Source organism: Pseudomonas sp. M20 (assembly GCF_045037865.1).
GTDB lineage: Bacteria > Pseudomonadota > Gammaproteobacteria > Pseudomonadales > Pseudomonadaceae > Aquipseudomonas.
Genome location: NZ_CP173611.1, coordinates 4,136,569 through 4,163,095 on the forward strand (window position 1 = coordinate 4,136,569; position 26,527 = coordinate 4,163,095).

Sequence of the window (26,527 nt, forward strand, 5' to 3'; positions counted from 1 at the left end):
TCGGGTCGTCGAGCTGCCTAGAATATCTGGTCGCAGCTCCGGTGTCCGGCTACAGTAAGGTCTTTGTCTTCTAAGGCTTTGTGCATGACTTTTCTGCGCCCTACCCTGCTGACGCTCGCTTGCCTGCTCGCCTCACCAGGCTTTGCCGACGATCTGCCGTCACTCGGCGACGCCAGTTCTGCCATTGTCTCGCCGCAACAGGAATATCAGCTCGGCCGCGCCTGGCTGGCCATGTTGCGTAGCCAGGTTTCACAGCTCAACGATCCGCAGCTCAAAGACTACGTCGAATCCAGCGTTTATAAACTGGTAGAGACCAGCCAGGTCACTGACCGTCGCCTCGAATTCATCCTGATCAACAGCCCGCAACTCAACGCCTTCGCAGCGCCGGGCGGTGTGGTCGGGGTCAACGGCGGTCTGTTTCTCAATGCGCAGACCGAAGGCGAATACGCGTCGGTACTGGCGCACGAACTGGCTCACTTGTCGCAACGCCACTTTGCTCGTGGCGTCGAAGCTTCGCAGCGGATGCAAGTACCGATGATGGCTGCGCTGCTGGCCGGGATCGTCATCGCAGCGGCCGGTGGCGGTGACGCAGGCATCGCCACAATTGCCGGTACGCAGGCCGCGGCGATTCAATCTCAACGCACCTTCTCCCGGCAGAACGAACAGGAAGCCGACCGCATCGGCATCCTCAATCTGGAAAAGGCCGGGTATGACCCGCGCTCGATGCCGACCATGTTCGAGCGCTTGATGCGCCAGTACCGTTTCGACGCCAAGCCACCGGAATTCCTGTTGACTCACCCCGTGACAGAATCGCGTATTGCCGACACCCGCAACCGTGCCGAACAGGCCAAACCAGGCGGTATCGAAGATTCCAAGCGCTATCAACTGATCCGCGCCCGCGTGCAGTTGATCTACGAAGAAACCCCTGGCCTGGGTGCCAAGCGTTTCCGTGCACAACTGGACGAGAACCCGAAAAACGATGTGGCGCGCTACGGTCTGGCGATTGCGCAGATCAAGGGCGGCCAGCTGAATGAGGCGCGCGAGAATCTCAAGCAATTGCTGGCAACGTCGCCAAACGAAATCATCTATAACCTCGCCCAAGTCGATCTGGACATTACCAATAATCGTTTGCCGGATGCGCAATCACGGGTTGACCGGATGCTCACGCAATATCCGGGCAACTATCCACTGAATCAGGTTCGCGTGGATCTGCTGCTGAAACAGAATCGCGCGCCGGATGCCGAAAAGGCCCTGGAAGCATTACTCAAATCCCGCCCGGATGATCCGGACGTCTGGTATCAGGTCGCCGAAACCCGTGGCTTGTCCGGCAACATCATTGGCCTGCATCAGGCGCGCGCCGAGTACTTCGCACTGGTTGGCGATTATCGTCAGGCGATCCAGCAGCTGGACTTTGCCAAGCGCAAGGCTGGCAGCAACTTCCCGCTGTCCTCGCGAATCGATGCCCGCCAGCGTGAACTGATGGAGCAGGAGCGGATGGTCAAGGACATGATGGGCTGATCGTTACCCGCCGGGACAAAAGCTTCAGGCATAAAAAAAACCGCCTCTTCCGAGGCGGTTTCTTTTTTACCTTAGCGCTGGATTATTCAGCCAGCTTGAAGGTGATGAAGCTCGCGCGACCTTGACGCAGAACGCGCATCGACACCGAACGATTCTTCGGCAGCGCTTTGGCGATCTCGCCAAACTCCTTGGTGGAACCGATAGCCTGGTTGTTCAGGTGAGTAATCACGTCACCTGGCTGCAGACCGATCAGGGCCGCAGGACCGTCCTGCACTTCCTTGATTACTACACCACCTTTGAGGTCATAGGTTTTCTTCTGCTCGGCAGTCAGTTCGCCCACCGAAACACCGAGGCGATTACTGGTGCTTTCAGTGCCGGACTTCGGCAGCGCATCCAGTTCTTTGTCTTCGTCAGGAATCGCACCAACTGTCAGTTCGACGTTCTTGCGCTTGCCTTCACGAATCACTTCCAGATTGGCTTTGGCGCCAGCTTTCAGTGCACCGACCAGATGCGGCAGGTCAGCAGACATGACGATCGGCTGGCCGTTCATGCTCAGGATCACGTCGCCGACTTGCAAACCACCTTTGGCTGCCGGGCCGTCATCCTGAATCTGAGCAACCAGTGCACCGGCCGGCTTATCCAGACCGAACGACTCGGCGAGATCCTTGTTCACTTCCTGGATAACCACGCCCAACCAGCCACGGCTGACCTTGCCGCCGCTCTTCAGCTGATTGGAAACGTCCATCGCCACATCGATCGGGATCGCGAACGACACGCCCATGAAGCCGCCCGAACGCGTGTAGATCTGCGAGTTGATGCCGACCACTTCACCGTTCAGGTTGAACAGCGGACCACCGGAGTTGCCCGGGTTGATCGGCACGTCAGTCTGAATGAACGGCACGTAGTTTTCGTTAGGCAGACTACGACCGACGGCACTGACGATGCCTTGGGTCACGGTGTGGTCGAAGCCGAACGGCGAACCGATTGCCACGACCCACTGGCCGGCTTTCAGGTCCTGAGACTTGCCAAGCTTCAATACCGGCAGATCCTTGCCTTCGATTTTCAGCAATGCCACGTCGGAACGCGGGTCGGTGCCGATCAGCTTGGCTTTCATTTCGCTGCGATCAGCCAGACGCACGAGGATCTCGTCAGCATCAGCGATCACATGGTTGTTGGTCAGGATGTAGCCATCAGGAGAGATGATGAAGCCCGAGCCCAGCGACTGCGCTTCACGCTGACGACCACCACCGCCCGGCGAACGCTGTTGAGGCGGCATGCCACGTTCGAAGAACTCGCGCAGCATCGGCGGCAGGCCTTCCAGATCAGGCATCTGCTGGTTCACTTTGCGATCCGGCAGTTTCTGCGTTGTACTGATGTTCACCACGGCTGGCGACGCCTGTTCGACCAATTGGGTGAAGTCAGGCAGATCCGCCGCTTGTGCCGCAGGGACTACCTGACCGAGCAGCAGCACGGTGGCGAAAATGGAGAGATAAGATTTCAAACTTGGTATCGACATACAGCTCCCGTTACGACGAGCAGGGTTAAGCGATATGGAGCAAGGAACACCGGAAACCACCGACCGGCATTTTTGTTCCGGCAAAAACAAACAAGGCCAGAGCCGTGAGGCTCTGACCTATAAAAAATTTCCGGGGTATTTGCAAATGAAAATGCTCAGCAAACATTTCATCCACGTCTCGACGAAGAAGTGCTAACGACTGAAATCAGCTCATTGCTTACTGGTTGCAGTGCCATCTGTATTTCGCATCGACAGAGCAATTCGTTCGGCGGTGCCAATCGGGATCTCGCCCACGACCGTCACCATCATTTCGCCTTCGGGCGTGGTCAGGCGACGGGAAACGGCAACGGTCGGGCCCAGTTGAGTCCGCGTGTCAGTCACAGTCGCGCCATTCAACGGCTCGAGGAAAACCGAAAAACGCGCCAGACCGTCGTCATACAGCAAGCTGTTGACCTGGGTCTTGGTTTCCGGATCTTTGTGCGAGGTGCTGCTAGTCAGCTCGAAACCCGGCGGCAGCCATTCAGAATGCCAGACTTGAGCTGTCTTCACCGCCGAAGCCTTGTCACTGTCCAACGTAACTGCCTTGCAGTCAGCGTCGGCCTGCAAGTCTTTATCCGACGGGACTTCGTCAGTATCAAGACTGGTGAACTGGAAGCGCTCGAGCAACTGCCCTTTGTCGTTCAGCAACAACGACTTCAGCGGTAAGCCGGTTTTCTTGTCCAAATGCAATTCAAAGCCGTAACGATGCTGATCGCGAGGCGTCAGCGATACGATCACTGCGTCCCGCCCAGCCACGCGCGATTTGCCGATGACGGCAAGTTCATACCAATTTTTCAGCTTTTGCGGATCAAGAGGACGAGCGGCTGAGTTGGGAGAATCCCCCAGCCCGGCAATCAGGGTGCCGCTGACGCATTGAGTGTGTCCATCAATGCGCACGACTTCCTGCGCCGAACCGTCGAGCTGGAGTAAACGCTCGCGGACTTGGCCATTCTGGACGCGATGCCAGATGTTATGGGTAGAAAAGCTACCGTTACGCTCGTAAACGAATGTGCCGTGAAAGCTTTGCTGCTGCTCGGCCTGGCCCAGACGGGTCAACCAGTCCTGGGCCTCATCAGCGTGGGCTGGAACAATGAACCAGCCACTCAGCAGAAGCGAAAGTAGAGGTATGGCGCGCATGATCCTCCTTAACGGTTTTCCAGACTTGCTGCACGTGCGTATGGCAACGCGCTTTCAGTGCCTTTCAGTGCAGCCTGTTGAGCGTGCTGGCGCAAGTAACCTGGCAGACGCTGATCGTGCCAGCCTGGCTGACCTTGCAGTACGCCGTTGGCCATAGGACCAGTGGCTTCCGAACTCTCACTATAGCCTGCCAGAACAGCCGGACCTTTGACCTGCGGGGTCGCCAGGGTTGTCTGACTGGATTGCTGAGCCAGTTCGACACCAGCGATTTCATCCTGGTTGTACAGGCGAACACCGGCCAGAACGGCAACAGTTACCGAGGCTGCAACAGCCAGACGGCCGAGGTTGCGCCATGGGCTGCGAGATACTTTGGCCGGAGCCGTTTCGTCTTCCAGTGCAGCAGACACTGCCGCAGCGATATCCAGACGTGGAAGCAGCAGATCCTTGTGCATGGCTGCCCGAGCGATCTGGTAACGAGCCCAGGTCTCACGGGTATCAACATCATCCAGTGCATTGAGCACTCGACGCAATTCCAGTTCGTCCGCTTCGTTATCCATCACTGCGGACAGCGATTCCTGCAGGGCTTCACGACTCATGGCGTTCCTCTCTTGGCTGTCGCCGCTGTCTCAGTTTTCCTGCAACAACGGCTGCAGGGCTTTATCGATGGCCTCCCGGGCGCGGAAAATCCGGGAGCGCACGGTACCCACCGGACATTGCATGACGCTCGCAATGTCCTCGTAACTCAGACCATCGAATTCACGTAAAGTTAAAGCCGTACGCAAATCCTCTGGCAGTTGCTGAATGGTTCGATGGACGGTGCCTTCGATCTCATCCCGCAGCAGTGCCCGTTCTGGTGACTCGAGATCCTTGAGGCCGTGATCGCCATCGTAGAACTCTGCATCCTCGGAACTTACATCACTATCCGGCGGCCGACGGCCGCGTGAAACGAGGTAGTTCTTCGCCGTGTTAATGGCAATACGGTACAGCCACGTATAAAACGCACTGTCGCCGCGAAAGTTTCCAAGTGCTCGATACGCCTTGATAAAGGCTTCCTGAGCCACGTCCTGGGCTTCATGGGTGTCGTGCACAAAACGCACGATCAACCCGAGAATCTTGTGCTGATACTTCAGCACCAACAGATCGAAAGCTCGCTTGTCGCCGCGTTGAACGCGCTCGACCAGCTGCTGATCCTCTTCCTGGGTTAGCATGAACACTCCTCGATAAGCCCGGAGGAGACTTGCATAACTAAACGACCAGACTTGCAAACATAGACTCGGGCTTTTCGCAAAAGTTCTCCCCCTCAAGGCAAGTTTCCTGCGGGCTCTGATTTGGCACGCACGAAAAACGCAGCTCGGGATAAACCGGCTGCGCAAATAATCTAGTCATCGGTTTCGCCGGCAGGAATCCAACCACAGATTCCGCACTGAAGCCGACACTGTCCCTTATCTCTGGCACCGACTATTGATCTTGGGCCTTTGGCAAAAGTTCCAATTATTTATAGCCGTCGCCACCCGACATTGGGCAACCGTGTGCAGAAAAAGCCTGTTTCAGCAGCGATACAGTCGCCTTTTACCCAAACGGCGGAAAAAATCTTCCGACGAAGCACACGGTTTTTTCCGTCACAGTAGTTTCACAATGCCATATCGGCCCGGCTATTGTGCCGCCCCACCCCTCTATATACTAGTGGGCTGTGTGGCTGTCTTGACTCGCCGATCCAGCTGTCTTGCGCCACCCCCGACCCGGGTCGCTTTGAGCGGAATCCTGTAATGAGCCAACAATTCCAACATGATGTTCTGGTCATAGGCAGCGGTGCTGCCGGTTTGAGTCTCGCGCTGACCCTGCCGGGTCATTTGCGCATTGCCGTATTGAGTAAAGGCGATCTGGCCAACGGTTCCACGTTCTGGGCCCAGGGTGGCGTCGCCGCCGTGCTCGACGACACCGATACTGTCGAATCCCATGTTGATGACACCCTGAACGCCGGCGGTGGTCTGTGCCACGAAGACGCCGTGCGTTTCACCGTGGAGCACAGCCGCGAAGCCATCCAGTGGCTGATCGACCAAGGCGTGCCCTTCACCCGCGACGATCAATCCGGCACTGAGGATGGTGGATTCGAATTCCACCTGACCCGCGAGGGCGGCCACAGCCACCGCCGCATCATCCATGCTGCCGATGCGACCGGCGCGGCGATTTTCAAAACTCTGCTGGCTCAGGCCAAAGAGCGCTCAAACGTCGAACTGCTGGAGCAGCGGGTTGCCGTTGATCTGATCACCGAACGACGCTTGGGCATGGACGGCGAACGCTGCCTCGGAGCTTACGTACTCAACCGTAAAACCGGCGAAGTCGACACATACGGCGCACGCTTTGTGATTCTCGCCTCGGGCGGCGCGGCCAAGGTCTACCTCTATACCAGCAATCCCGACGGCGCCTGCGGTGATGGCATTGCCATGGCCTGGCGCTCGGGTTGCCGGGTGGCGAACCTGGAATTCAACCAGTTTCACCCGACCTGCCTGTATCACCCACAGGCCAAGAGCTTTCTGATTACCGAAGCCCTGCGCGGCGAAGGCGCCCATTTGAAGCTGCCGAACGGCGAACGCTTCATGTATCGCTTCGACAAGCGCGCCGAACTGGCACCGCGCGACATCGTCGCTCGGGCCATCGACCATGAAATGAAGCGCCTGGGTGTCGACTGCGTTTATCTCGATATCAGCCACAAGCCCGAAGACTTCATCAAGACGCACTTCCCCACTGTTTATGAGCGCTGTCTCGGTTTCGGTATAGACATCACCAAACAGCCCATCCCGGTCGTGCCTGCCGCGCATTACACCTGCGGCGGCGTGATGGTCGATCAGAACGGTCGCACCGATGTGCCGGGCTTGTATGCCATCGGCGAAACCAGCTTCACCGGCCTGCACGGCGCCAACCGCATGGCCAGCAACTCGCTGCTGGAATGCTTTGTCTATGCCCGCTCAGCGGCGGCCGACATCCTCGCGCAACTGGACGATGTCACCGCGCCAAACGCCTTACCCGCGTGGGACGCCAGCCAGGTGACCGATTCCGACGAAGACGTGATCATCGCGCACAACTGGGATGAACTGCGGCGCTTCATGTGGGACTACGTCGGCATCGTGCGCACCAACAAGCGCCTGCAGCGGGCACAGCACCGCGTGCGCCTGCTGCTGGACGAGATCGACGAGTTCTACAGCAACTATAAGGTCAGCCGCGATCTGATCGAATTGCGCAATCTGGCGCAGGTGGCCGAACTGATGATCTGCTCAGCCATGGAACGCAAGGAAAGTCGCGGCCTGCATTACACCCTCGACTATCCCGACCTGCTGCCCGAGGCTCTCGACACTATTCTGGTGCCGCCCACCTACGTCGGCTGAACTTGAGCCGCACTCGCAGGCGTCGATGCAAGTCCGCCGCCTGCGAGTCCCGCGGCACACAGACCGATCTGACCCGCCATTCCCCGCGCAGACGAAAACGCAACACCACGATCAACGGCAGCGCGAGGCTGTCCGGCCTCAATTGCACGGCTTGCCAGCCATCCGCCTGATTCCACAACTGCCAGCCATCGGCGTCCCGCCGCAATCCGCGAAACGCCCGACGGTGACTTAGCAGAATCTGCCGAGGCAACACCCAAAACCCGTGAAGCAGACAGCCAAAGACCCCGAGCAAGCTGGCCCAGAGTGGAATAGAAAGCAGAAACAACGAACCCAGAGCGAACGCCTGGGCCAACAGATAAGCCGCCAGCAACTGCCGTGAGGCATGCCAGCGGCATTCGAACGTGTTACTTGGGCTGGACACGGTCCAGGATCATGCGAACCATGCGCTGCAGTTCCGGATCCTCAGACTCGCTGCGCTCCATGAACCAGCCGAACATGTCCTGATCCTCGCACGTCAGCAGGCGCACATACAGATCGCGATCCACCTGGTTCAACGTCGCGTAAACCTCCTGCACGAACGGCACCAGCAACACGTCAAGCTCGAGCATGCCGCGACGGCTGTGCCAAAACAGGCGATTCAGTTCAACTTGTTCGACCATGGAGCCCTCCTCAAATTTGGCGGCAAGTATACAGCCCCGAGGCGGCCCGCACAGTCGGCTTTGGTCGGGCACCACCGATCCTTTATCAACTACCCATTTCACCGACGCACCCTTATGATGTGCCCCAGTCTATTTACCCTGCGATGACCCATGGCCGATTCTGCTTTTTTCTGCACCCTGTCTCATGAAGGCGTTCTCGCGGTTCGCGGCGCGGATGCCGGAAAATTCCTGCAAGGCCAGTTGACCTGCAACCTCAATTACCTGAGCGACAACCGCGCCAGCCTCGGCGCCCGCTGCACGCAGAAAGGCCGGATGCAGTCGAGCTTCCGCATTCTGCTCGAAGGTGACGGCGTAGTCCTGGCAATGGCCAGCGAGCTGCTGGAGCCGCAACTGGCGGACCTGAAAAAGTACGCGGTGTTCTCCAAATCGAAACTGACCGACGAAAGCGCCGCCTGGGTGCGCTTCGGTCTGACGCACGGCGAAAGTGCCTTGACCAGCCTCGGTCTGGACCTGCCGGCGGAAACCGACAGCCTCGTGCGCAACGAAGGCCTGCTCGCGATTCGCGTCTCGCCCGATCGCGCCGAACTCTGGGCACCGGCCGATCAGGCTGACGCGATCAAAACCAAATTGTCCGCCGCCCTGCCTGAGGCTGAGCTCAATCAATGGCTGCTGGGCCAGATCCGCGCCGGTATCGGCCAGGTCATGCCGAGCACCCGCGAGCTGTTTATCCCGCAGATGCTCAACCTGCAAGCCGTCGGCGGCGTGAGTTTCAAGAAAGGCTGCTACACCGGCCAGGAAATCGTTGCGCGCATGCAGTACCTGGGCAAACTCAAGCGGCGCCTGTATCGCCTGAGCCTGGACACTGCTGATTTGCCGGAGCCTGGCACACAACTGTTTGCGCCAAGCCACAACAGCTCCATCGGTGAAGTGGTGCTGGCCGCCAAGGCCGGGCAAAACATTGAACTCCTGGCGGTGCTGCAGGCCGAAGCTGCCGAAGCCGGTGATTTGCATCTGGGCACCCTCGAAGGTCCCGCGCTGCATCTGCTCGACCTGCCTTACGAACTGGATCGCGACCGCGAAATCCAGCGCTGATCGCAGCATTTGTTGCAACACCCTAGAGAGTTTAAATGAGCGAACTGGCGGAAAAAGTCCAACAGGATTTGGTTGAGGCCATCGATAACGATGACCTGGTTCTGCCCACGTTGCCGGAGGTGGCCCTGCAGATTCGCAAGGCCGCTGAAGACCCGGAAATCAGCGTCAGCGACCTGAGCAAAGTGATCGGCCGGGACACGGCGCTGTCGGCGCGCCTGATCAAAGTGGTCAACAGCCCGCTGCTGCGCGCCGCACAGGAAGTCACCGACCTGCACACGGCCATCACCCGGCTGGGCATCAACTACAGCAGCAACCTGGCGATCGGTCTGGTGATGGAGCAGATTTTCCACGCCCGCTCCGAAGTGGTCGAACAGAAGATGCGCGAAGTCTGGCGCAAGAGCCTGGAAATTGCTGGCGTCAGTTATGCGTTGTGCCGCCGCTACACACAACTCAAACCCGATCAGGCAGCGCTCGGCGGACTGGTGCATCAGATCGGTGTGTTGCCGATTCTGACCTACGCCGAAGACCACTACGAACTGCTGTCAGACCCGGTCAGCCTCAACCATGTGATCGATCACATACATCCGTTGCTGGGCGACAAGTTGTTGCGCGTCTGGGAGTTCCCGGAGCGACTGGTGGAATTGCCGGGGCGCTATCAGGACTTCAAGCGCGATTCGACGGCCATTGATTACGTCGATCTGGTGCAGGTGGCGAGCCTGTATTGCCACAAGGACACGGATCATCCGTTTGCGCGGATTGATCCAATGACCGTTCCGGCGTTCAGAAAGCTTGGGATTGATCCGGAGAACAAAGCGCTGTGTGAAGATCTGGAAGAATCGCGGACGATGTTTTACTGATCCGAAACTTTATTGTGGCCATCGCGAGCAGGCTCACTCCTACAGGAGAACGCGTTCCAGTGTAGGAGTGAGCCTGCTCGCGATGAGGCCAACAAAAACACTGCAAGTCACCCGGCGATAAAACTGACCCGCACCTTCAACCCCGCCTGCTCACCATCATGCAGACTGATCTGCGCCAGATGCGCCCGGCAGATCTCGCCGACAATCGCCAAGCCCAAGCCAGAACCCGCGACCTGTTGATTGCGCCGGTAGAATCGCTCGAACACCCGGTCGCGCTCTTCCAGCGGAATCCCCGGCCCGTCATCTTCAACCTCAAGCACCGCTGGCGCCGTCACCCGCAATATCACGTTACCGCCCGGTGGCGTATGCGCCAATGCGTTGTCCACCAGATTGCTCAGTAATTCGTTCAGCAGCGTCGGCTCACCGCGCAACCACACCGGTTCGTCCGCCTCCAGCGCCAGCGCTACCCCGCGCTTGTGCGCCAGAGGCGCCATGGCCATGCCCAATTCCCGGGCCAACTGACTCAGATCGAGCAACTGCGCGCCGCCCTCGGCAATCGCCCGGGCGCCGTTTTCGACGCGCGCCAGCGACAGCAACTGATTGGCCAGATGGGTCAGGCGATCGGTGCTTTGCGCCGAGGATTCCAATGTCGTGCGCCACGTCTCGGGCTCGTTCGAACGCAAGCCCAATTCAAGCCGCGCTTTCAGTGCCGCCAATGGCGTGCGCAACTCATGGGCCGCATCGGCGATGAACTGCGCCTGCCGTTCGAACTGACCACGCAAGCGCTCGGTGAAATGATTGAGCCCACGCACCAACGGCCACAGCTCATGCTGCACTTCGACCAATGGCAGCGGCCGCAAGTCGTCGGGCTGCCGCTCTTCCACCGCTGTGCGCAAGCGCTCCAACGGGCGCAATGCAGCACTGACCGCAAACCACACCAGCAGCAACGCTCCGATCGCCAACATGCCCAGGCGCAGCAAGGTATCGGCCGCCAGACTGCGCGCCATGCTCACCCGTGCTTCATCGGTTTCGGCAACGCGGATTTCCGCCATGCCGTTCATGTTCGGCTCGGTCACTGCTTTCAGCAGGCTGACCACGCGCACGTTCTGCCCTTTGTAGGTGGCGTTGTAGAAACGCGCCAACGCTGGATAACTGTCCGTGCGCGGCGTCCCCGGCGGCGGCCCGGGCAGATTCTCATAGCCGGAAATCAGCTTTTGGTGGATGTCATTGACCTGATAGTAAATCCGCCCGGCGCTGTCATAAGCGAAGGTGTCGAGTGCGACGTAAGGCACATCGGCACTCAGTGTGCCGTCACGTTGCGACAAGCCCGCAGCGATGGTCCGCGCCGAGGCCAGCAGCGTGCGGTCATACGCGGTGTCGGCGGCTTCGCGACCGTTCCAGTACGCGCTCAAGCCGCTAGCGAGCATCAACACCACCAGCAGCAATGCGAGGTTCCACAGCAAGCGCCAGCGCAGGCTGCTGGGCTTATGCATCGCGGCTTTCCAGCAGATAACCGAGGCCACGGAAAGTCACGATCGCCACCGGTTGGCCATCGAGTTTCTTGCGCAAGCGATGCACGTAGATTTCGATCGCGTCGGGGCTGGCTTCTTCGTCGAGGCCGAACACCTGGGACGCCAGTTGCTCCTTGCTCATCACCCGCCCCGGCCGGGCGATCAGCGCTTCCAGCACCGCTTGTTCGCGAGAGGTCAACGTCAGCAATTCTTCGCCAAGGGTGAAACGTCGGGTGTCGAGGTCGTAGGCCAGCACGCCGCAGCGCTGCTGGCGTTCACCACCCAACACACTGCGGCGCAACAAGGCTTTGACCCGTGCTTCCAGCTCAGTCAGCTCAAAAGGCTTGGCGAGGTAGTCGTCGGCACCAAGATTGAGACCATGGACACGATCCTTCACATCACTGCGTGCGGTGAGCATCAGCACCGGCAGATTCTTTCCGCGTGCACGCAAACGCGCGAGCACCTCGAAACCGTCCATGCGCGGCAGGCCGACATCGAGGATCGCCACGGCGTATTCCTCACTGCCCAGCGCCAGATCGGCGGCCACGCCATCGTGCAACACATCCACGGTCAGACCGGTGCTCTTGAGCGCCTGAGCGACACTTTCGGCCAGTTGCAGATGGTCTTCGACGAGCAGAACACGCATGGATTTTTACCTCGTTCAGGGATGGCCGGCGCCACGCTTTGCCGCGGAGTTTACAGCCGCAACCGCCGCTGTGAAGCCCGAAAACCTTGAAAGTCTACTGAAAGGTTAGCGAAAGGTTAGCTCGTTACAGTTGGCCCACGGACAGTTCCGACTGCCGTCGCTGATGCCACACAGCGCAAAGAAAAACGCCTCGAAGCGTTTTCGACCAATAAGAACAATAAACGGAGTACACCCGCATGCCGTCCATGCAGCCTCAGGCGTCCACGTCTGTTCGCCCTTCCCGTTTCAGCCACACCGCCCTCGTCAGTGCCGCCGCCCTTGCCGGTTTTTCGCCGTTGAGTTTTGCCGACTTCATTGAAGACAGCAGCGCCACCTTCGAAACCCGCAACATGTATTTCAACCGCGACTTTCGCGATGGCACCAGCGCCCAGCAATCCAAGCGTGACGAATGGGCCCAGGGCTTCATGCTCAATCTGCAATCGGGTTACACCGACGGCACCGTGGGGTTCGGTGTTGATGCGTTGGGCATGCTTGGGGTGAAACTCGATTCGAGTCCGGACCGCACCGGCACCGGCCTGCTTCCAACCCACGACGACGGGCGCGCGGCAGACGAGTACTCGAAAGTCGGCCTGACCGGCAAAGTGAAAATCTCTGCCACCGAACTTAAAATCGGCAGCCTGATTCCCGAACTGCCGATCCTCAAACCCAACGACGGGCGCATCCTGCCGCAGACCTTTGAAGGCGGCTTGCTGACCTCCAAAGAGATCAAGAACCTGACCTTCACCGGTGGCCGTCTGGAGAAAGCCAAGGATCGCGACAGCACCGATTTCGAAGACATCGCCCTCAACAACAAGAACAGCCGTTTTGCCGGCACCGCCGCTGGCAAGCACTTTGATTTTGGCGGCGTGGACTACAAGTTCACCGACAAGATCACCGGCAGTTACCACTTCGCCCAACTCGACGAAGTCTACAACCAGCACTTCTTCGGCCTGGTTGCTTCACGGCCGATGGGCCCGGGCACGTTTGCCACTGACCTGCGTTTCGCCGTCAGTGATGATCAGGGCGCGGCCCGCGGCGGCGAAATCGACAACCGCTCGCTCAACGGCCTGGTCAGCTATGCGCTGAGCGGCCACAAGTTCAGCGCCGGTTACCAGCACATGTCTGGCGACAGTGCCTTCCCTTATGTCGATGGCAGCGACCCGTACCTGGTCAACTTCGTGCAGATCAACGATTTCGCCGGTGCTGAAGAACGCTCCTGGCAGGCTCGCTACGACTTTGACTTCGCCAAGCTCGGCATTCCTGGCCTGAGCTTCATGAGCCGCTACTTGAGCGGTGACAACATCAAGCTCAAGAACGGTGAAGAAGGCAAAGAGTGGGAACGCAACACCGAAATCAAATATGTAGTACAAAGCGGCGCCTTGAAGGATGTCGCCGTGCGTTTGCGTAATGCCACTTACCGCTCCAACTACTCGGCTCGCGATGCAGACGAAGTGCGTTTGCTGGTGAGCTACAGCGTTGCGCTGTGGTAATGGCCAGTTGAAGAAAAACACGTCGAATAACAACAATGCCCGTGGAGAATCGAATGAACCTGTCACTGCGTAAAGTTGCACTGGCCGCCAGTTGCATCCTGTTTGCCGGCCAACTGATGGCCGAACCGAAACGTCCGGAATGTATCGCCCCGGCCTCCCCCGGCGGCGGTTTCGACCTGACCTGCAAACTGGTGCAGAGCGCACTGGTCAACCAGAAACTGCTGAGCAAACCGATGCGTGTGACCTACATGCCCGGTGGTGTCGGCGCGGTGGCCTATAACGCCGTAGTCGCTCAGCGTCCTGCCGATGCCGGCACGCTGGTCGCGTGGTCGAGCGGTTCGCTGTTGAACCTGGCCCAAGGCAAGTTCGGTCGCTTCGATGAAACCAACGTGCGCTGGTTGGCAGCGGTCGGCACCAGCTACGGCGCCATCGCAGTGAAAAGCGATTCGCCCTACAAGACCCTCGACGATCTCGTTCAGGCATTGAAGAAAGATCCAAGCTCGGTGGTGATCGGCTCCGGCGGTACCGTCGGCAGCCAGGACTGGATGCAAACCGCACTGATCGCCAAGGCTGCCGGGATCAACCCGCGTGACCTGCGTTACGTCGCCCTCGAAGGTGGCGGCGAAATCGCCACCGCCCTGCTCGGTGGCCACATCCAGGTCGGCAGTACCGACATCTCCGACTCCATGCCGCACATCCAGAGCGGCGACATGCGTCTGCTCGCGGTGTTTGCCGACAAGCGTCTCGACGAGCCGGAGATGAAAGACATCCCGACCGCTCGCGAGCAGGGCTACGACATCGTCTGGCCGGTGGTGCGCGGCTTCTACCTGGGGCCAAAAGTCAGCGATGAAGACTACGCCTGGTGGAAAGACTCGTTCGACAAACTGCTGGCCTCCGATGAGTTCGCCAAGCTGCGCGATCAGCGCGAACTGTTCCCGTTCGCCATGACCGGCCCGGAACTCGACACCTACGTGAAGAAGCAGGTGGCGGACTACAAAGTGCTGGCCAAAGAGTTCGGCCTGATTCAGTGATCGCCTCTGTCTAGCGGCTGCGTTCCCGGTTGCGGGGACGCAGCACAGGAGCTCCCATGCTTATTCAACGCATTTTCGCCTCCGTGCTTTTGCTGGTTTGCGCCGGTCTGGCACTGATGGCGTGGCCGTACCAAGCGGCTTTTTCCTACGAACCGGTCGGCCCGCGCGCCTTTCCTTTGCTGATGCTCGGCCTGATGGGCGCGGCGCTGCTGTACATGGTGTTTCGCCCGGCGCCGATCAAACACAGTGAAGACGAGCCGCCACTGGATCGCGAAACCCTGACCAAGATCGCCATCTGCGTCGCACTGCTACTGGTGTTCGCCGGTCTGTTCGAACCGCTGGGGTTCATCCTCAGCAGCATCCTTATCGGCATTCCGATGGCGCGTTTGTATGGCGGTCGCTGGATGCCGAGCATCGTGGTGACCACGCTGATGGCCATCGGTCTGTACCTGCTGTTCGACCGGGTGATGGACGTTCCGCTACCCCTTGGCCTGCTCGACGTGCTGGAGAACTGATATGGATACCCTCGGTTATTTGGGTCAAGGCTTCGGCGTCGCGCTGAGCCCGTATAATCTGGTCACGGCCCTGACCGGCACACTGATCGGCACCGTCGTCGGCTTGCTCCCGGGTCTAGGCCCGATCAACGGTGTGGCACTGCTGATCCCGATTGCTTTCGCTCTCGGCCTGCCGCCGGAATCGGCGTTGATTCTGCTCGCAGCGGTGTATCTGGGCTGCGAATACGGCGGGCGGATCAGCTCGATTCTGCTGAACATTCCGGGTGAAGCATCGACCGTGATGACCACCCTCGACGGTTACCCGATGGCCCGCAAAGGTCTGGCCGGTGTTGCGCTGTCGCTGTCGGCGTGGAGTTCGTTTATCGGCGCGTTTATCGCCACTTGCGGCATGGTCCTGTTCGCGCCGTTGTTGGCGAAATGGGCGATTGCCTTCGGCCCGGCGGAATACTTCGTGCTGATGGTGTTTGCGATTGTCTGTCTCGGCGGTATGGCCGGGGATCGACCGTTGAAAACCTTTATCGCGGCATTGATCGGCCTGTTCCTGTCGAGCGTCGGCATCGACGCCAACAGCGGTGTTTACCGCTTTACCGGCGACAACATTCACCTGACTGACGGCATTCAGTTCGTCGTGCTGGTGCTGGGCCTGTTCTCGGTCAGTGAGATTCTGTTGCTGCTGGAGAAAACCCATCGCGGTCAGGAAGCGGTGAAAGCCACCGGCCGGATGATGTTCAACTTCAAGGAAGCCTCGTCGGTGTTCGTGGTGAACATCCGTTGCGGCCTGCTCGGTTTCATCATGGGCGTGTTGCCGGGTGCCGGCGCAACACTGGCCAGCGCTGTGGCTTACATGACTGAAAAACGCATCGCCGGAGCCAGTGGCAAATTCGGTCAGGGTGATGCTCGCGGTCTCGCCGCGCCGGAAACTGCCATCGGTGCTTCCGCGTGTGGTGCTTTGGTGCCGATGCTGACGCTGGGCGTTCCAGGTTCGGGCACCACGGCGGTGATGATCGGCGCGCTGTCGCTGTACAACATCACTCCCGGCCCGCTGCTGTTCCAACAGCAACCGGACATCGTCTGGGGCCTGATCGCCTCGTTGTTCATCGCCAACATCATGCTGGTGATCCTCAACATTCCGATGATCCGCATCTTCACCCGCATCCTCGCCGTGCCGAACTGGGCACTGGTACCAGTGATCGCGATCATCACCGGGATCGGCGTCTACGCGGTACACGCCACCACGTTCGACCTGTTCCTGATGGTCGGCATCGGCATTTTCGGTTACATCCTGCGCAAGCTCGACTTCCCGTTGTCGCCGGTGTTGCTGGGCTTCATTCTCGGCGGCTTGATGGAGCAGAACCTGCGTCGGGCGCTGTCGATTTCCAACGGTGCACTGGAGATCCTCTGGTCGAGCCCGATCACCTTCGGTGTCTGGGTACTGACCGCAATCATGCTGCTGATGCCGCTGCTACGTATCTGGCGCAAACGTTCGGTCGCGCGTCGCGCCATCGCCGATGTTTGATCGCGCCTCACTGAGATCCTGGTGGGGAACCCCGCTGGTCGGTCTGCTTGGCGGTTACCTCGCCAGCCAGATCGGCTGGCCACTGCCGTGGATGGTCGGCTCGTTGCTGGCGATCATCCTCGTGCGCTGCCTGACCCCGTGGCAACTCACGGAAATCCCTGGCGGCCGCAAGTGCGGCCAGTGGATTGTCGGCATCGGCATCGGCCTGCACTTCACCCCGGTGGTGATGGAGCAGGTGCTCAGTCATTTCGGTTTGATCTTCTTTGGGGCACTGGTCACCAGTGTCTCGGCGGTGGTCGGCGTTTGGTTGATGCGCCGCACCGGTGAGGATCGCGCCACGGCGTTTTTCTCGAGCATGCCCGGCGGTTCCGGGGAGATGGTCAACCTCGGCGCGCGTAACGGCGCGATGCTTAGCCACGTTGCGGCGGGGCAGAGTCTGCGCGTTCTGGTGGTGGTGTTGTGTGTGCCGGCGGCGTTCAAGTATTTGCTCGGCGACGGCAATCCGATTTCTCACGCTGGCAGCGTCGATTGGCGCTGGCTGGCGATACTGTTTCCGGCGGGTGGTTTGCTTGCGTGGCTCTGGCAGCGTTTGCGCCAACCCAATCCGTGGCTGTTCGGACCGTTGCTGGTGAGTGCGGCAGTAAGCATTGGTTGGGACTTGCACATCGGTTTGCCCAATGGCGGCAGTCAGATTGGCCAGTGGTTGATTGGCAGTGGCTTGGGCTGTCACTTCAACCGGCAGTTCTTCCGCCGCGCGCCTTCATTCATGGGACGGACGTTGATTGGCACGGCGTTGACCATGTTGATCGCAACGTTGGCGGCGTTGGGCTTGAGTGCGCTGACCCATCTGGATCTGCGCTCGCTGACCTTGGGCATGATGCCCGGCGGGATTGCCGAGATGAGCCTGACGGCGGAGACGCTGCAATTGTCGGTGCCGCTGGTGACGGCGATGCAGGTAATGCGGCTGTTGTTTGTGCTGTTTCTGGCGGAGCCGTTGTTCAAGTACTGGAATCGTAATCCCGAGTAAGCCTGCAAGACCGAGTTGCCTTCTTCGCGAGCAAGCTCGCTCCCACATTGGTCAGGTGAACGCCGCAAAACCAATGTGGGAGCGAGCCTGCTCGCGAAGGGGCCGGCTCAGTCAGCCCATCAAATCGGCGGCAGACGCCACTCGATCGGCGTTTCGCCATTCTGCTCAAGAAACTTGTTGGTCCGGCTGAAATGCCCGCAACCCAAGAACCCGCGATACGCCGACAACGGCGACGGATGCACCGACGTCAGCACCAGATGCTTGGTCGCGTCGATCAGCTTCTGCTTGCTCTGCGCATGCGCGCCCCAGAGCATGAACACCAGATGCGGCTGGCGCTCGCTAACCAGTTCAATGATCCGGTCAGTGAAAAACTGCCAACCCTTGTCCTTGTGCGCATTGGCGTTGGCGCGTTCGACGGTCATGGTGGTGTTGATCATCAACACGCCCTGATCGGCCCAGCTCTGCAGGTAGCCGTGATTGGGAATATCGATGTTCAGGTCGCGCTTCAACTCTTTATAGATGTTGACCAGCGACGGCGGCGCCGGCACACCCGGTTGCACCGAGAAGCACAGGCCATGGGCCTGGCCCGGGCCGTGATAAGGGTCCTGGCCGAGGATCACCACCTTCACTTTATCCAGCGGCGTCGAGTTCAAGGCATTGAAAATCATCGGCCCCGGCGGATAGATTTCCTTGCCGGCTGCCCGCTCCTGCTGCAGAAACTGGCGCAACTCTGCCATGTAAGGCTGGTCGAACTCAGCACGCAGTGCCTCCTTCCAGCTCGGTTCGAGTTTGATACGGTCGTCAGCAGTCATGGTCATACCCGGCAAAAACAATGGGGCGAACCCTAGGAAAGCCGACCACGCTTGTCAATTGATCTGATGCAGATCCGGCACTTTCCCACACAACGATCATACTGATCGTTCAAATTCCCGATCGAGGTCACGATGAATCTGCACTTCGAAGAACTCACCGGCACCGACGGCGCCCGCATCGGTATCGCCAGCCTGGATGCCGAAAAATCGCTGAATGCGCTGTCGCTGCCGATGATCAACGCCCTCAGCGATAAGTTGAACGCCTGGGCCAAAGATCCGCAAATCGTCTGCGTGCTGCTGCGCGGCAATGGCGCCAAGGCCTTCTGCGCCGGCGGCGAGGTGCGCAGCCTGGTTGAGGCTTGTCGCGCCCACCCTGGCGAAGTACCACCGCTGGCCGCGCAGTTTTTCAGCGCGGAATATCGTCTGGATTACAGCTTGCACACGTATCCAAAACCGCTGATCTGCTGGGGCCATGGTTATGTGCTTGGCGGCGGTATGGGTTTGCTGCAAGGCGCCAGCACACGAATCGTCACGCCGAGCAGCCGCTTGGCGATGCCGGAAATCACCATCGGTCTGTATCCCGACGTCGGCGCCAGTTGGTTTCTCGCGCGATTGCCGGGCAAGCTCGGTTTGTTCCTCGGACTGACCGGCGCGCACATGAACGCTCGTGATGCAATCGATCTGGATTTGGCCGATCGTTTCCTGCTCGACGAGCAGCAGCCGCAATTGATCGAAGGCCTGCTGCAGCTCAATTGGCAGGAACAGACCGACGTGCAACTCAACAGTCTGCTCAAGGCCTTGCAACAGGAAGCCGTGGCGCAGATGCCCGAGGCGCAGTGGCTGCCGCGTCGCCAGCAGATCGACGAATTGCTCGATGTCAGCGACATCGCCTGCGCCTGGAAAGCCATTAGCCTGCAACGCGACAGCAGCGACCCGTTGATCTCCCGCGCGGCGAAAACCATGAGCGAAGGCTCGCCGCTGACCGCGCATCTGGTCTGGGAACAGATCATCCGTGCCCGACACATGTCACTGGCCGAAGTCTTTCAGATGGAATACACCCTGAGCCTCAATTGCTGCCGGCATCCGGAGTTCAGCGAAGGGGTTCGCGCACGGTTGATCGACAAGGATCAGAAGCCGCACTGGCATTGGCCAGACATTAACAATGTGCCGGATGCGGTGGTTGAAGCGCACTTTCACAAGGTCTGGGAGGGGCGGCATCCGTTGGCGGATTTGACGCAGTATTGAGATTGATTGCCCGCGATGATCACCTCTGGGTCCCATCGCGGTCCCCTCAATCTGAAGTTATCGCGGTCACATGTTCAGTTCGTAGAACTGAATTATTTCGGCCAATGCGAGTTGCGACTCTTCATTTTCCTTTACAAGAATATCCTCTACATCACGCAGTGGTGGAAGAGGATGCAGTCGTTCGGCAATTTGCATTGCGGTGTAGTCTTGAACTGTCTTTCCTTCACCGCTAACCCTTATGAACCCAATCGCGCTTTCGCCTCCAGAAAAATGATTAGCCACTCGAATCTTGGGCCCCACGCCATAACTGACCACTATGACAAGATCATCCTGATCGCGATGAAACCTTAATTGTTCAATAGATAGATCCACACCAGAAAAATCGATTCCATCGATCCCACCCCCGGTGTTGTTAATCAAGTCTCTTCCAAGACCATCGTATTTATAGAGATCGTTGCCAGCACCACCAGACAATGTGTCATTACCGGGACCGCCGAGCAGCACATCATCGTCGACACTCCCCAACAGCACATCATGTCCCTGCATACCTCTGATTTCACCTGCGCCGCTTAGAGTGTCATTACCGTGACTTCCCACCAGTGGCAGCGCTTGACCATCTCTCATAGATTTGCCACTGGCCGCATTATCGACCAAGAGACCATTGTGATAAGTATCCGGGGCAGGACCCAGCTGACGGGAGCCAAACAGCTCTTTGAGAGTAACGCTTGAGCCATCTGCAAATTTTATAATCTCAATGCCGGAACCCTCGACATCTCCGACATTGGGTAGAACAATGCGAACTTTCTGCGACCCACCCCATTTAATATCGAGTGTCGAATAGAGCATTTTCGCCCGCGGCGGATGTCGATAGGCATCACGACGTGGATCAGGTGCCAACTCAACATTTACCGTTTCAATGAGTGTTGCGCCCCAACTGAGCTGCAAATTCTCCTGCGTCGCGTCCTCTGGAAGCACGACAGTATCTTGATCGACCAATCCATACTCGTCCTTCCATCCGGCAACACCTACTTCAGGTCGAAGAAAAACCGGATTCTGCACATCCGCGATAATGGTCGTTGCGCCAGCATGCGCCTGCACGATGTAAGTATCGGCACCGTTTTCACCGTACAGGTAATCATCCCCTGCGCCGCTTACTAGATAATCAGCGCCTTCAGAACCGAGCAGGGTATCGTTGCCTGCCCCGGCGGACAGAAAGGCACCCGGTATCCTGTCATTAACAGAGCCATAATCAAGTTGAAAACCGGAATAGGCGACGATCAGGTCATCGCCTGCACCACCCTGGAAAAGATTGCCGACTTCGACATTAACTCGCCCACCGGCATCGTCGCCGTGGACAACTTTATGTTTGACCGTTTCAGTTGTGACATCCCGCCGAAATTCCCTGCGGACAGTTTCGTCCGCCGCGAAACTTTCAGCGGGATAGACGTACCACCCTTCAATAGCGCCTGAATCTTTTCTATCCGCGATAATTACGTCGCCGATTTTGAATGAAAAACCGCTGGCAGTGCCAGATCGAAAATAATGCGGTTTCAGCGATGACGGCGCCGTAATGCCCTCTTTCTTTACCTCTCGAAAACTGGATTGGGATGTAGAGTTTGTCTGTCTTTCGCTAAATACCGCGTCACCAGTGGCAGGCCCCATCCATTGAGGTGTTTCAGACAATGTACCCGTTTCGGTGCTTTCATTTACCACGTCAGTGTGGGTGATATATCCCGTATCGCTGGTGGCTATATAGCTCCGAATCCAAACACCTGGTTTGCTCAAGGTAAAGCCTGTTAAATGCCTGCTTGCGGAGCGCTTTGCATTGAGCTCCGCCAGGAACCTGTCGGTCCAGCCAACATTATGATCAATGGCATTACTTCGTTCCTCACCAGGAACAACGATCCCTGATTGGTCCGGAACAGCAACCGGGGCTTCGTCTGCAATGATGTCTTTATCTTCTTCTTTGGCCAGCACATCCCCTGCCGGCGGCTCGCTGACTTCTACAGCTGGCAGCGTTTTTTTCATGACTTCTTGATAGCCGAGAATGACACCATCGCTAAATGTGAACGTTGAATTCTTCCACTCTTCATAATTCCGGATAAGGATGGCGTCACCCTCGCCATTGAACACCCGCAATACCCGGCCTACGGAAACATCAATGATGTCGGCTTTTAGACTTTGCGCAGAAAACCCCGCCCCGAATTTGATGATATTGCTGCCACCTGAATCGGTGATAACGTCAAGACCATCACCCACCCCGAAATAGTAAACATCAGCGCCGTCATGGCCCTCCATCACATCGTTACCGGCCCCGCCATCAAAAACGTTATTGCCGGAATCGCCGCGAAGGTGGTCTACACCCTCCCCGCCCAACAACGTGTCGTTGCCACCACCGCCCAGCAAGGTATCGTTGCCTGAACCACCGTCCAGATAATCTGCGCCATGTTCGGCTTCGGCTGTCTGCTCGTAGTCGCCGGATAAAATGTCATCATCTGCGCCGCCATAAAGCGTGTCGGCGCCCAAGCCTCCCAGAAGGGTATCGTTTCCTTCATCGCCTTGAAGGTAATCATTGTTGATTCCACCTGACTGCAGGTTGGACACATCGCCATCCAGCGCGTCAGCTCCTGCCCCACCGATCAGGGTATCGGAGCCACCCATTCCCTGAAGTGTGTCATCGCCCGCTCCACCATCAAGTAAATCATTGCCGTGGTACCGTATTGGATGCTCCGCATAATCCCCGGCCAGCGCGTCGTTACCTTCACCTCCGAACAGCAGATCATTCGCCCCGCCGCCCAAAAGTTTGTCGTCTCCCGCACCACCGTCCAGCAGGTCATTTGCAAAAAAGTGGGCGGCGTCACCGGCAACGCCGTTCAGTACATCGTCATCCCCGTGGAGAGTGTCATTGCCTGAGCCACCATAAATCGCATCGGCTCCACCGTTACCAGCGAGCCAATCATCGCCACTGCCACCGTCCAATACATCGTTGCCATGGTGTTTGCTTTGCAGGCCACCGCCCCAATCGAGGTTGTCTCCCATTAATGTGTCGTTACCACTTCCTCCGGCCAGGGTGTCATTCCCGCCATCCCCTCCAAGAAGATCATCTTCAGTTCCGCCATCAAGCAGATCGTCGCCCCATCCACCATTGAGAACATCGCGGCCGCCCTGGCCGTAGAGAACATCGTTATCGCCCTGCGTCGAACTATTAAAGGAGGCCTTTGAAAAGACAGTTCGGTGACTGGTGACACCACCGTCTATAAGCACTTCGACGCGTTTGAATCCCCATTTCTGCTCTAGCGCGCCGGTCGTTTCATCGCCTGATAAGATGTCATCTCCCGCACCTCCAATCAGCGTATCCCGATCGTTACCGCCCAGAAGCACGTCCTGGGATGCCGTACCGATGAGCAAATCGTGACCAGCACCGCCATCAAGCCAATCGCCTCGAGCTGTTTTCCCTTTAGAGTCGCCAGCGGCCATGGCCTTTTCGAGCGTCATCTGTTTATCGCCAAACAACTGATCGTTTCCGTCCTTGCCGAATAATCGGTCTGCTCCACCAAGTCCGAGAATGACGTTGTCTTTTGCAGAGCCGTAAAGCACATCGGCTTTGTTTCTCTGTTTTACGTTGGGCAATAGCAAGGCGTTGCCCAACTCATCGTATGAGAACTGATCACCGGGAACATTGGGCTCGATATCTTTCGCTTTCCAATCGCCCTGGAGAACCAGATCGGGAGCAGAGACCGTATGGCCTTGGTATTCGGGAAGTCGGATGCCAAGCATCCCGGGGCGGAAGTTCTTGATAACGACGAGATCGTTCAGGCCATATTTGATATTGAGCGTGGGTTCGCTGAGTTCTTCGATGAGGGTCAGGGTGATGGCCTGATCCTCGGTCCACCAGATATTGCTCAAAGGGGCGCGACGTTTGAGTGAAGGAATCGGCGCGCCGTTGATCCACAGCTGCCCATTGGCGTTGGCGTCGAAGATCTCATCGATGCCATCACCGCTGGAAAACTCATAGCGGTCGCTGCCTTCGCCACCGATCAAAGAGTCGTTACCCTTTCCTCCGCGCAAAACATCATCACCGGCCATTCCGTACAGCGCATCATTGCCGTCGCCTCCGCCAAGCAAATCGTTGCCGCCCCCACCCTCGATGACATCGTGACCTGCCAGCCCGTTGATCGTGTCATTGCCCGCGCCGCCATACAGATGATCAGTGTTCGTACCGCCCGCGAAAGACCGCGAGCCGTCATCGCCGAACATGACCAGCGGGTTCAACACACCGGTCGTCATTGGCACCTGTTTGGCTGAGGCGAGATCGACGTAGGAAAACTTCTGCAGCGAGTGTTCTCCAAACGAGCCCTGAGTTCGAGCAATCAACCGGGCCAACATCTGCGCACGATCGGCAAGCCATTGCGCGGTGATGAAACCTTCGCCGGTCAGCGGATCGTAGAGTTCCAGTTCGCGTCCGGGGTAACCGTCAGCTCGCTCAATGACGATTTCACTGAGTTGCTTCAGGGAATTGCGCAACGAAAGGCCGATGGGTGTCGACTCGCCAGCCAGTTTTGCCCATGAATTGGCGTTTCCGTATTCGCCTATCGAACGGGTGACGATGCTTTGGGACTGCTCTGGTGAAAATGCCGAGAAGAATGCGTAAGCGTTGGTGGCGAAGGTTTCATCGGTGGTAGCTGGCGCTGCTGAATCGCGGTCGTAGGTGCGCTTGAACATGTCCAGGAATTCATTCTGGCCATAGCGCAATATCAGGTCGACTACGGCGGAAACAGACGTGCCTTGAACGACATGCTGAATCAGCGGATTGAGGCTGCCACTGGCGAGCGCGATATTGATTTGCTCTGGCACGACGGAAAGCAGGCTTTGCAATGGGTTGACGCCGAAATTGCTGATCGCCGCTCGCAATCCGACGCTGTAGGAATCGATGGCGAACAGGATATTTTTATAGTCATCGAGCCTGTTGGCTTTTGCTTGAGTCGGCGTGCCGCCATCTTCCCCTTGCGAATCACCAGCGGAGATCAATCTCCAGGTTTCATAGGGCGGCGCTCCACCCAACAGGCTGAATCCGACTGTCCCTGACCAGCCGGCGTTATGGCTCACGGCTGTATCCTTCTCTCCGCAAGCCTCACTAAACAGTGCCTTGCCGATCGCACTGGCATCAATCTCTGCAATCTGGCTGATGGATGGAACCGTCCAGGGTGCCAGCCGACCCGCGAGGGATCCGTCGATCAAGGTATTGATGAAATTGACGGCGACCTGATTGGATGACAGCTGCATCAGGTTTTCACTGAAAATTTTATTCAATCTCAGTTCACCTTGCCGCGAGGTGTAGCCGCGAATCAGGGCGGAGTAGGCACCGTTTCCACCGTTTCCACCGTTGGCATCAATGGCCACGGCAAGCCAGAGCCTGGCGCTTTTCAGAATTTTTCCAGCCTCTTTATCGACAGCGGTAACGTCGGAAACTCTTCCGCCAATAATCTCGAATAGTTTTTGATACAGGGGAGCGCAGCTAGCCCCCGCCATTCCCAGTGCCTCGTACTCAATTTTTTTTGAGAGAAGCCTCATACCTTTGCAAATATTGGCTGCGTTAAAGATCGCTGTTTTTTCCATATCGCTAAAAACATAACTCATCGTTACTTCCTTGTAATAACTGAGCGTGAAAGATAATCACTGAGAAACTTGAGCATCTCAGGTGCTTCGCGTAATGACGATAGACCGAGGTCTACGCTGCCGTGCCCCCCAGCAAAGTCAAAGCTATCCAGATTGACAGTGCAGAAAAAGTTCAACTTGCCAAAATCCAGATTTTCCAATTCTGCTCTGCTGAGCCTTGCCAATTTCTCGTCAGTCAGTTGTTCTTCGGAAGCCGGGCGAATCAAACCGTCACAGCCTATCAACCGAGGGATGCCATCACGCCGCGGCCAGCCAGTAATGACAAACGTTCTGACGGAATCCACATTCTTGAAATGCGGCGGCGGAGCATCCAGCCAAATCTCTAACCCCGGATAATTTTTCAACTTCACAATCAACTCATCCGGCCAGTTGACGTGCCGATAGCCCCGTTCATGGGGCTCGCTAGTCTCTTTTCTTGTATAAAGCCCGGCGGTCAATTTATAAAGACGCCAACTTTCAGGAATCGACTTCAGGCTCTGATCCTGGTACCGGTGCAAACCCGTCCCGGTCCACCAGAAATGCCCCTTGAGCGTATTGGCCAGACACGCTTTCTTATTCGCCAGTTCAGGCATGCCCACATAAAACTCCGGCACCAGAGTCTTATCCACATAGCTGCCGCCCAGTATGGGCACCTGCTTCATGCTCGCCAGCTTCTTTTGACAGGCCTCCTGATCCGCGTAATAGACTGCCATCGCCTCGGCGACTTGTTCTTCACGGATATAAAAATCCACCACGCAATAACAGACACAAACAAACAAGCCATACTTCAACAACTTCTTAAACCATTTAACCCATTGCTTACGCGACATCCGGAGCAT

Annotated in this window: 21 protein-coding genes; 10 read left to right on the top strand and 11 right to left on the bottom strand. The window is 57.8% G+C overall.

What is annotated here, in order from left to right; all coding sequences use genetic code 11:
* The first annotated feature begins 84 nt into the window (after positions 1–84).
* On the top strand, positions 85–1,518 hold the full coding sequence (locus ACI514_RS18340) for a M48 family metalloprotease (RefSeq protein WP_034153149.1): 1,434 nt from the start codon (positions 85–87) through the stop codon (positions 1,516–1,518).
* An 82-nt stretch (positions 1,519–1,600) separates the two neighbouring features.
* Here ACI514_RS18340 and ACI514_RS18345 read toward each other — a convergent pair whose 3' ends face one another.
* The 4 genes from ACI514_RS18345 to rpoE form a co-directional block, all read right to left on the bottom strand.
* A complete protein-coding gene (locus ACI514_RS18345; protein ID WP_160056548.1) occupies positions 1,601–3,034 on the bottom strand; it encodes a DegQ family serine endoprotease in 1,434 nt (477 codons plus the stop codon).
* Positions 3,035–3,244: 210 nt separating this feature from the next.
* On the bottom strand, positions 3,245–4,210 hold the full coding sequence (locus ACI514_RS18350) for a MucB/RseB C-terminal domain-containing protein (protein WP_160056546.1): 966 nt from the start codon (positions 4,208–4,210) through the stop codon (positions 3,245–3,247).
* Between the two features lie 8 nt (positions 4,211–4,218).
* Positions 4,219–4,806 (bottom strand): sigma-E factor negative regulatory protein, encoded by a 588-nt coding sequence (locus ACI514_RS18355; protein WP_116028859.1) that lies wholly within the window; start codon positions 4,804–4,806, stop codon positions 4,219–4,221.
* A 30-nt stretch (positions 4,807–4,836) separates the two neighbouring features.
* Complete coding sequence (gene rpoE / locus ACI514_RS18360) at positions 4,837–5,418, bottom strand: RNA polymerase sigma factor RpoE (protein WP_003172477.1); 582 nt, start codon at positions 5,416–5,418, stop codon at positions 4,837–4,839.
* A 558-nt stretch (positions 5,419–5,976) separates the two neighbouring features.
* Between rpoE and nadB the strand changes: the two genes are divergently transcribed.
* Positions 5,977–7,593, top strand: coding sequence for an L-aspartate oxidase (nadB, locus tag ACI514_RS18365; protein ID WP_160056544.1), 1,617 nt, complete (start codon positions 5,977–5,979; stop codon positions 7,591–7,593).
* Here the strand turns inward: nadB and ACI514_RS18370 are convergent.
* Together ACI514_RS18370 and ACI514_RS18375 are read right to left on the bottom strand one after the other, a co-directional pair.
* Complete coding sequence (locus tag ACI514_RS18370) at positions 7,562–8,014, bottom strand: protein YgfX (RefSeq protein ID WP_405122160.1); 453 nt, start codon at positions 8,012–8,014, stop codon at positions 7,562–7,564. The two genes, nadB and ACI514_RS18370, sit on opposite strands and share 32 nt — an antisense overlap.
* Entirely contained in the window at positions 7,998–8,252 is a 255-nt protein-coding gene (locus ACI514_RS18375) for a succinate dehydrogenase assembly factor 2 (protein ID WP_007911418.1), read from the bottom strand. Before ACI514_RS18375 ends, ACI514_RS18370 begins: the two co-directional genes overlap by 17 nt.
* Positions 8,253–8,402: 150 nt before the next feature.
* On the opposite strand from ACI514_RS18375, the gene ACI514_RS18380 reads away from it, so the two are divergent.
* Both ACI514_RS18380 and ACI514_RS18385 read left to right on the top strand, forming a co-directional pair.
* Positions 8,403–9,344: a YgfZ/GcvT domain-containing protein gene (locus tag ACI514_RS18380; protein ID WP_405122161.1), complete on the top strand. Its 942-nt coding sequence runs from the start codon at positions 8,403–8,405 to the stop codon at positions 9,342–9,344.
* Between the two features lie 35 nt (positions 9,345–9,379).
* Positions 9,380–10,201 (top strand): HDOD domain-containing protein, encoded by an 822-nt coding sequence (locus tag ACI514_RS18385; protein WP_016984704.1) that lies wholly within the window; start codon positions 9,380–9,382, stop codon positions 10,199–10,201.
* 107 nt (positions 10,202–10,308) lie between these two features.
* Here ACI514_RS18385 and ACI514_RS18390 read toward each other — a convergent pair whose 3' ends face one another.
* Complete coding sequence (locus ACI514_RS18390) at positions 10,309–11,694, bottom strand: sensor histidine kinase (RefSeq protein WP_016984705.1); 1,386 nt, start codon at positions 11,692–11,694, stop codon at positions 10,309–10,311.
* Positions 11,687–12,358: a response regulator gene (locus tag ACI514_RS18395; protein WP_007911422.1), complete on the bottom strand. Its 672-nt coding sequence runs from the start codon at positions 12,356–12,358 to the stop codon at positions 11,687–11,689. Before ACI514_RS18395 ends, ACI514_RS18390 begins: the two co-directional genes overlap by 8 nt.
* Before the next feature lie 236 nt (positions 12,359–12,594).
* On the opposite strand from ACI514_RS18395, the gene ACI514_RS18400 reads away from it, so the two are divergent.
* The 5 genes from ACI514_RS18400 to ACI514_RS18420 are packed head-to-tail and all read left to right on the top strand — an operon-like array spanning position 12,595 to position 17,976.
* Entirely contained in the window at positions 12,595–13,887 is a 1,293-nt protein-coding gene (locus ACI514_RS18400) for an OprD family porin (RefSeq protein WP_405122162.1), read from the top strand.
* Positions 13,888–13,940: 53 nt separating this feature from the next.
* Complete coding sequence (locus ACI514_RS18405) at positions 13,941–14,918, top strand: tripartite tricarboxylate transporter substrate binding protein (RefSeq protein WP_034153137.1); 978 nt, start codon at positions 13,941–13,943, stop codon at positions 14,916–14,918.
* A gap of 56 nt (positions 14,919–14,974) precedes the next feature.
* A complete protein-coding gene (locus tag ACI514_RS18410; RefSeq protein WP_007911434.1) occupies positions 14,975–15,433 on the top strand; it encodes a tripartite tricarboxylate transporter TctB family protein in 459 nt (152 codons plus the stop codon).
* A 1-nt stretch (position 15,434) separates the two neighbouring features.
* Positions 15,435–16,949, top strand: a complete 1,515-nt coding sequence (locus tag ACI514_RS18415; RefSeq protein WP_007911435.1) for a tripartite tricarboxylate transporter permease — start codon at positions 15,435–15,437, stop codon at positions 16,947–16,949.
* Positions 16,942–17,976: an AbrB family transcriptional regulator gene (locus ACI514_RS18420; RefSeq protein ID WP_405122163.1), complete on the top strand. Its 1,035-nt coding sequence runs from the start codon at positions 16,942–16,944 to the stop codon at positions 17,974–17,976. The genes ACI514_RS18415 and ACI514_RS18420 overlap by 8 nt, the downstream gene beginning before the upstream one ends.
* 119 nt (positions 17,977–18,095) lie before the next feature.
* On the opposite strand, the gene ung is transcribed toward ACI514_RS18420, so the two are convergent.
* Positions 18,096–18,788 carry a uracil-DNA glycosylase gene (gene ung / locus ACI514_RS18425; protein ID WP_007911441.1) on the bottom strand — a complete coding sequence of 231 codons (693 nt, stop codon included), beginning with the start codon at positions 18,786–18,788 and terminating at the stop codon, positions 18,096–18,098.
* 132 nt (positions 18,789–18,920) lie between these two features.
* Between ung and ACI514_RS18430 the strand changes: the two genes are divergently transcribed.
* The gene (locus ACI514_RS18430; protein ID WP_160056534.1) at positions 18,921–20,033 is read left to right on the top strand and encodes an enoyl-CoA hydratase/isomerase family protein; all 1,113 of its coding nucleotides are present in this window, start codon (positions 18,921–18,923) and stop codon (positions 20,031–20,033) included.
* A gap of 66 nt (positions 20,034–20,099) precedes the next feature.
* On the opposite strand, the gene ACI514_RS18435 is transcribed toward ACI514_RS18430, so the two are convergent.
* Positions 20,100–25,670, bottom strand: a complete 5,571-nt coding sequence (locus ACI514_RS18435; protein WP_405122164.1) for a calcium-binding protein — start codon at positions 25,668–25,670, stop codon at positions 20,100–20,102.
* Between the two features lie 2 nt (positions 25,671–25,672).
* Positions 25,673–26,527: a hypothetical protein gene (locus tag ACI514_RS18440; protein WP_405122165.1), complete on the bottom strand. Its 855-nt coding sequence runs from the start codon at positions 26,525–26,527 to the stop codon at positions 25,673–25,675.